Annotated in this window: 7 protein-coding genes; all 7 read left to right on the top strand. The window is 73.9% G+C overall.

Features of this window, described 5'->3' with window-relative positions:
* A partial coding sequence (locus MZTS_RS18515) for a type I secretion system permease/ATPase (protein ID WP_192284963.1) occupies positions 1-1,269 on the top strand: 1,269 nt, incomplete at its 5' end.
* Positions 1,266-2,579: an HlyD family type I secretion periplasmic adaptor subunit gene (locus MZTS_RS18510; protein ID WP_183667272.1), complete on the top strand. Its 1,314-nt coding sequence runs from the start codon at positions 1,266-1,268 to the stop codon at positions 2,577-2,579. The genes MZTS_RS18515 and MZTS_RS18510, both read left to right, overlap by 4 nt.
* 118 nt (positions 2,580-2,697) lie before the next feature.
* A complete protein-coding gene (locus MZTS_RS18505; RefSeq protein WP_183667271.1) occupies positions 2,698-3,036 on the top strand; it encodes an NADH-quinone oxidoreductase subunit A in 339 nt (112 codons plus the stop codon).
* Positions 3,033-3,932 (top strand): complex I subunit 1 family protein, encoded by a 900-nt coding sequence (locus tag MZTS_RS18500; RefSeq protein ID WP_238255875.1) that lies wholly within the window; start codon positions 3,033-3,035, stop codon positions 3,930-3,932. Before MZTS_RS18505 ends, MZTS_RS18500 begins: the two co-directional genes overlap by 4 nt.
* Positions 3,929-4,936: an NADH-quinone oxidoreductase subunit J family protein gene (locus MZTS_RS18495; RefSeq protein ID WP_183667269.1), complete on the top strand. Its 1,008-nt coding sequence runs from the start codon at positions 3,929-3,931 to the stop codon at positions 4,934-4,936. Before MZTS_RS18500 ends, MZTS_RS18495 begins: the two co-directional genes overlap by 4 nt.
* Positions 4,933-5,244, top strand: coding sequence for an NADH-quinone oxidoreductase subunit NuoK (gene nuoK, locus MZTS_RS18490; protein ID WP_009865163.1), 312 nt, complete (start codon positions 4,933-4,935; stop codon positions 5,242-5,244). The genes MZTS_RS18495 and nuoK overlap by 4 nt, the downstream gene beginning before the upstream one ends.
* The coding region (locus tag MZTS_RS18485; protein ID WP_192284962.1) for an NADH-quinone oxidoreductase subunit 5 family protein at positions 5,241-6,720 on the top strand (1,480 nt) is incomplete at its 3' end. The genes nuoK and MZTS_RS18485, both read left to right, overlap by 4 nt.

Genomic DNA, 6,720 nt, shown 5'->3' with positions numbered 1-6,720 from the left:
CGCCCGTCGCGGGCGGCGGCAGCAGCGGCCGGCCAGCGCTACGCCCTGGCGGAGGCCGGCCGGCGCAACGCCGAGGTGCTGCGCGCCATGGGCATGACCCCGCGCACGGGCGACCTCTGGGCCGAGGCGAGCGAGCGCCACCTCGTGGCCCAGCGGCGCGTGTCGGACGTCGCCGGCGGGTTCGGCGCCATGGCCAAGGTGCTGCGGCTCACCCTGCAATCCCTGGTGCTCGGCGTCGGCGCCTACCTCGTGATCGAGGGCGAGGCGACGGGCGGCATCATGATCGCGAGCTCGATCCTGGTCGCCCGGGCCCTGGCGCCGGTCGAGCTGGCGGTGGCACACTGGAAGTCGCTCGTGGCGGCCCGGCAGGGCTGGGGACGCCTCAAGGCCTTCCTCGCCGCGTTCCCGAACGAGCGGTTGAGCGTCGCCCTGTCGGCCCCCTGCGAGAGCGTCCGGGTCGAGGCCCTGACGGTCACCGCCCCCGGGCTCGAACATGCCCTCGTCGACGACGCCACCTTCGCGCTGCGGGCCGGCGAGGGGCTCGGCGTCATCGGTGCCAGCGGCTCCGGCAAGTCCTCGCTCATCCGTGCCCTGGTCGGGATCTGGGGGCCGGTCCGCGGCTGCGTCCGGCTCGACGGCGCCACCCTCGACCGGTGGCCGCCGGATGTGCTCGGCCGGCACATCGGCTACCTGCCGCAGGACGTCGAACTCTTCGCCGGCACGGTGGCGCAGAACATCGCGCGCTTCGACCCGGACGCGGCCTCCGCGGCCATCGTCGCCGCCGCACGCGCCGCCGGCGTCCACGACCTCGTGTGCGCCTTGCCGAAGGGCTACGATACGCCCATCGGCGAAGGTGGGGCCGCCCTGTCGGGAGGCCAGCGCCAGCGCATCGCGCTGGCGCGCGCCCTCTACGGCGCGCCGTTCCTCGTCGTCCTCGACGAGCCGAACTCCAACCTCGACGCGGAGGGTGAGGACGCCCTGAACCGCGCGATCCGGGACGTGCGTGCCCGCGGCGGGACCGTGGTCATCGTCGCCCACCGTCCGAGCGCCCTCGCGGCGGTCAACCGGTTGCTGTTCATGGCGGAGGGCCGGGTCCGCGCCTTCGGGCCCAAGCATGAGGTCCTGTCCGCCCTGAAGCGCCCGACCGCGGCCGCGAGCGCCTGGCTGCCGAGGGGCGACGGCAAGGAGCGCCCGCCACCCGAGAGAGCGGTGCCGCTGCGCGTGGTCGCCGCCACGGAAGGGACCCTATCGGAAGGAGCGCGGGCGTGAGCGCGCAGCGCCCCTGGGACATCCGCCGCTCCGTTCGGCGCCACCTCGTCCTGAGCCTGGCGGCCGCGGCCCTGCTCACCGTCGGCCTCGGGGGGTGGGCGGCCACCACCGAGCTCGCCGGCGCCGTCGTGGCACCGGGGACGCTCGTCGTCGATTCCTTCGTCAAGAAGGTGCAGCACCCCACCGGGGGCGTGGTGGGCGAGGTGCGGGTCCGGGACGGCGACCTCGTGCGCGCCGGCCAGGTCGTCATGCGGCTGGACGAGACCGTGACCCGCGCCAACCTCGCCGTCGTCGACAAGAGCCTGGCCGAGCTGACCGCGCGCCAGGGCCGCCTGGAGGCGGAACGCGACGGCGCCCCCCGGATCTCGTTCGCGGCCGTCCTCAGGGGCCGCGCCCAGAGCGACCCGGAAGCGGGGAAGGTCATCGCAGGCGAGACCCGGCTGTTCGAGCTGCGCCGGGACGCCCGCGCGGGCCAGAAGGCGCAGCTGAAGGAGAGGACCGGCCAGCTCCGGGAGGAGATCCAGGGCCTGACGGGCCAGATCGCCGGCAAGCGGCGCGAGACCGAGTTGATCAACCGCGAGCTCGAAGGCGTGCGCGACCTCTGGCGCAAGAACCTGGTCCCCATCCAGCGCGTGACCGCCCTGGAGCGCGACGCCGCCCGCCTGGAGGGCGAGCACGGGCAGCTCGTCGCCTCCGTCGCGCAGGCGAAGGGCAAGATCTCCGAGACCGAGCTCCAGGTGATCCAGGTCGACCAGGACCTGCGTAGCGAGGTGGCAAAGGAGTTGAGCGAGGTTCAGGCCAAGATCGCCGAGCTCGTCGAGAAGCGGGTCGCGGCCGAGGACCAGCTCAAGCGCATCGACATCCGGGCCCCGCAGGACGGCATGGTCCACCAACTGGCCGTCCACACCATCGGCGGGGTCGTCAGCCCGGGCGAGTCCATCATGCTGATCGTCCCGAGGTCGGACACGCTCGTGATCGAGGCGAAGGTCGCCCCGAAGGACATCGACCAGGTCCGGCTCGGACAACACGCCGTGCTGCGCCTGACCGCGTTCAACCAGCGGACCACCCCGGAGATCGAGGGCACGGTCAGCCTCGTGGCCGCCGACCAGATCACGGACGAGAAGACGGGCACGAGCTTCTTCAAGGTCCATGTCAGGCCGGACGCGGACCAGGTCGCGCGGCTCAAGGGGATCAAGCTCGTGCCGGGCATGCCGGCCGAGGTCTTCATCCGGACAGGCGAGCGGACGGTGCTCTCCTACCTGACAAAGCCCCTCAACGACCAGGTTCGGCGGGCGTTCAAGGAAGATTGAGGCAGGCCGGCCGGGGCGCGCCCCGTCGGTCGCGACAACGGTTCCGGGCGGATGGGCGGTGCGGTCCTGCGGCCGAGGCCCGGCGAGCGAGGGCCGCCATGGGAGGGGAGGAGCGAGGATGGAACCGCTGCCGGGGTCGACCGTGAGCGACTACGCGTTCGTGGCGCTGGTGCTGCTGATGGGCGCCGGCCTCGCGCTGCTGGCCGCGGCCGCATTCGTGCGGGTCCCGAGGCGGACGACCCGTGCCCCCCAGGCCTGGGCGCAGTTCCGCTTCGGCTACGCCGTCTACGCGCTGATCTTCCTCGCCTTCGATATGGAGATGATCTTCATGTATCCCTGGGCGGTCGTCTTCGCCGACGTCGGCGTGACCGCCTTCCTGGACATGCTGGTCTTCATCGCGCTCCTCTCGGCGGGCATCGCCTACGCCTGGGGCATGGGCGGGCTCCGATGGGAATGATCGCGAGCGCCGCGGCGGTGCTGGCCGCGCTCCTCGGAGGCGCCGCCCTGACCCTTGCGGTCGAGCGCCTCGTCGCGCGCCGGGGCCTGGAGGCCGGGCCGGCGCGCGCCGTCGGCCTCGGGCGCGGCCTGGACCTGCCCAATGCCGACCGCTGGCTGCTGCCGGCCGGCCCGGCGGTGGCGCTCGGCGGGGTCGCGCTCGCCGTGGTGGTCATCCCGTTCGGGCCCGGGCTGATCGGCCGGGATCTCGGCGTCGGCCTCTTCTACGTCATCGTCGTCGTCGACTTCGTCGTACTCGGCCTGGCGCTCGCCGGCTGGGGCGCGAACACGCCCGAGGCCGTGGAAGCCTGCTACCGCATCGTGGCCCAACTCGTCGCCTACGTCGTGCCGCTCGGCCTGGCCTATGTCGGCGTGGTCATGATGGCAGGCTCCCTGTCGACCGTCGCCGTCGTCGCGGCGCAACGAGACCTGTGGTTCGTGGTCCTGCAACCCATGGGCTTCCTCCTCTACCTCGTCACCGGGCTGATGCAGTCCTACCGCGCCCCGTTCCTGGAGCCGTTCGCGGATTCCATCGGCGGTGGCGTGCTCGGCGCGGCGGGAGGCTGGTCCGCCCTCCTGTGGCGGGTCGCGCTCGCCGGGGTGCTCTTCGTCGTCGCGGCGGTCGGAGCGGTGCTCTATCTCGGCGGCCCCTCGGGCCCCTGGCTGCCGGGCTGGGCCTGGATGCTGGCGAAGACCTACGCCCTGATGGCGCTGATGCTGGGGCTCGGGCGCTGCGTCCGGCCGTTCTCGACGGCCGGGATGCTGGCGCTGTCCTGGAAGGCCCTGATCCCGGCGGGTCTCGTCAACGTGCTCCTCGTCGGCGGCCTGATCCTTCTCGGCGTGGGACCGCGGGCATGACCGCGGCCTTCGAGCTCACCGCCTTCGCGACCTGCGCCTTCGTCGCGGTCGCGGGCGCGCTCGGCATGACCACGACCATGAGCATGTTCCGCTCGGGCATCTTCCTGATGGCCTCCTTCATCGGGGTCGCCGGCCTGTTCATCCTCCTGTCCGCCGACCTGATCGGGCTGCTCCAGGTCATGATGTATATCGGCGGCTTCCTCGTCATGATCCTGTTCATGGTCCTGGTCATGCACGACCCGGGCGGGGCGATGATGGCCGGCATGGACCTGGCCCCGCTGGAGCGCTGGTCCAGCTTGGGGCTCGTCCCGCGCCGGCCCGCGGAGGCCGGGCCGGACGGCCACCGGCAGGGCGAGGCCGGCGACCGAACCGCGGCCACGGGACACGGCGAGGGCCACTCCGGCACCCACCCGCCCCGGCCCGGCGGCGAGGCGCGCGGCGACCATGCCGAGGCGCACGACGGGGCGGCGAAAGCCATGCCGCACGAGGCCCAGGGCGGGCACGGCGAGCGCGCGGCCCACCCACACGGGCAGGCTGCCCACGGGCACGACCACGCGCCTGGGGGCGGCCACGGCGGCATGGACATGGGTGGCATGGACATGTCGATGGTGACGCCCGTGCGCCCCGTCGCGGCCTGGCTCGCCCTCGGCGTCGGGGCCGTGCTCGTCGGGATGCTGGTCCTGCGGCCGGCCTGGCCGGTGATGCCCGACGCGGTGCCGGACGCGGATTCGGCACGCCGGGTCGGACATCTCCTCATGGAGAAGTACATGGTCGCCTTCGAGGGCGCCGGCTTCCTGATCCTGATCGGCATCTTCGGCGCCCTGCTGCTCGCCCGGCCCTCCACCTACCCGGACGACGCCTCGCGCGCCGCCAAGGTCGCGGTCGACGCCGAGCCCGAGCCGATCCGGAACGACCGCCTCGCGCCACGCGCGACCCTGAACGGGGTGGCGGAGCCCGCGCCCGACCACGGCGCCCACCGCCGGCATGGGGGACATATCGGATGACGGTACCGCTGACCGCCTACCTCGTCGTAGGCGCGCTCCTGTTCGCCATCGGCCTCTACACCGTGGTCGCCCAGCGCTCGGCGGTCATGATCCTGATGGGCGTCGAGGTGCTCCTCAACGCCATCGGCCTGAACGTCGTCGCGTTCTGGCGGTTCACCGCGCCGGGCGACTACTCCGCGCAGATCCTCGCCATCCTGGTCGTCACGGTGGGCGCCGTCGAGATGGCCATCGGGCTCGCCCTCGTCCTGCTGCTGTACCGGCAGCGCCGGACGGCCGAGGTCGACGCCTACGCCGACCTCAAGCGATGACCGCCCTACTCGCCGTCCCGCTCCTGCCGCTCGTGGCGGCCGCGGCCGCCCTCGGCCTCGGCCGCCGCCTGCCCCGGGGCGGCGGCGAGCTCGTCGTCGGCGCCGTCGCCCTGGCGCTCGCCGGCCTCGCGTCGCTGCCGTCCGATGCCGCCCTGTCGGCGACCTGGTTCGAGAGCGGCGGCTATCGGCTCACCGTCGGGCTCGCGGCGACGCCGCTCACGCGGTTCGTCGCGGCGGTGGTCGCGGGCGTCGCGGTCTGCGTCGGCCTCTACGGCCTCGGCTACATGGCCGGGCGCGACGACCGGCCCCGCTTCTTCGCCGAGCTCGGCCTGTTCGTCGGCGCGATGCTGACGCTCGTGCTATCGAGCTCCCTCGCGCTCCTGTTCGCGGCCTGGGAAGTGGTCGGGCTGGCCTCGTTCCTCCTGATCGGCTTCGACCATGCCGAGCCTGGCGCCGCCGCGGCCGCCGCCAAGGCGTTCCTGATGACCCGGATCGGCGACGTCGGCCTCCTGCTCGGCTGGCTCCTGGCGCTCGCCGCCGTCGGGACCACGGACGTCGACGCGCTCGTCGGAGCCGTCGAGGGCGGGCGGATCGGCCCCGGCACGGTCACCGCGATGGCCCTCCTCATGCTGGCCGGCGCGGTCGGCAAGAGCGCCCAGCTACCGCTTTCCGCCTGGCTCCCCGACGCGATGGTCGGGCCGACCCCGGTCTCGGCCCTGCTGCACTCCGCCACGATGGTGGCCGCCGGCGTGTTCCTCGTGCTGCGCCTGTACCCGGTCTTCGCGGCGTCGCCCGGCGCGCTCGACACCCTCTTCTGGATCGGGGCCGCGACGGCGCTCGCCGCCGGCCTCATCGCCACCGCCGAGGCGGACCTGAAGCGGGTGCTCGCCTGGTCCACCTGCTCGCAGCTCGGCGAGATGATGGTGGCCCTCGGACTGGGCGGCCCGGGCGCGGCCGCCTTCCACCTCGCGGCGCACGCCGCCTTCAAATCGACCCTGTTCCTCGCCGCGGGCATCGTGCAGGAACGGGCGGGCACGCGCATCCTCGTCCGCCTCGGGGGGCTGGCTCGCGCGCTGCCGTTCGCCGGCGCCGCCTTCCTGGTCGCGGCCCTGTCGTTGGCCGGCGTGCCGCCCCTGTCCGGGTTCCGGAGCGAGGAGGCAATCCTCGCGGTGGCGTCGCGGCACGGCCCCGGGACGGGGGCCCTGGTCGTCCTGCTCGTCCTCCTCGGCGGAATCTACATCGGCCGTGCGGGGGCCGCGACCTTCCTCGGGCGCCGACGCGGCGCGGTCGGCCCGTCAGGACCCGACTGGGCGATGCGCGCCGGCCTGGGTCTGCTCGCGCTCGCCGCCGCCGGGCTCGGCTGGCTGTTGGCCGGACGGTTCGGCGCCGCTCTGCCCTTCGCCGCGCCCGAGACCGAGGCGGGGTGGCGCAGGCTCGGCGTCGCCGCCGGACTGCTCGGGCTCGGTCTCGGCGCGC

Origin of the sequence: Methylorubrum zatmanii (assembly GCF_014845115.1) — a bacterium.
Lineage (GTDB): Bacteria > Pseudomonadota > Alphaproteobacteria > Rhizobiales > Beijerinckiaceae > Methylobacterium > Methylobacterium zatmanii.
The sequence above is the reverse complement of the archived record's forward strand: the minus strand, read 5'-3'. Positions and strand labels throughout refer to the sequence as shown.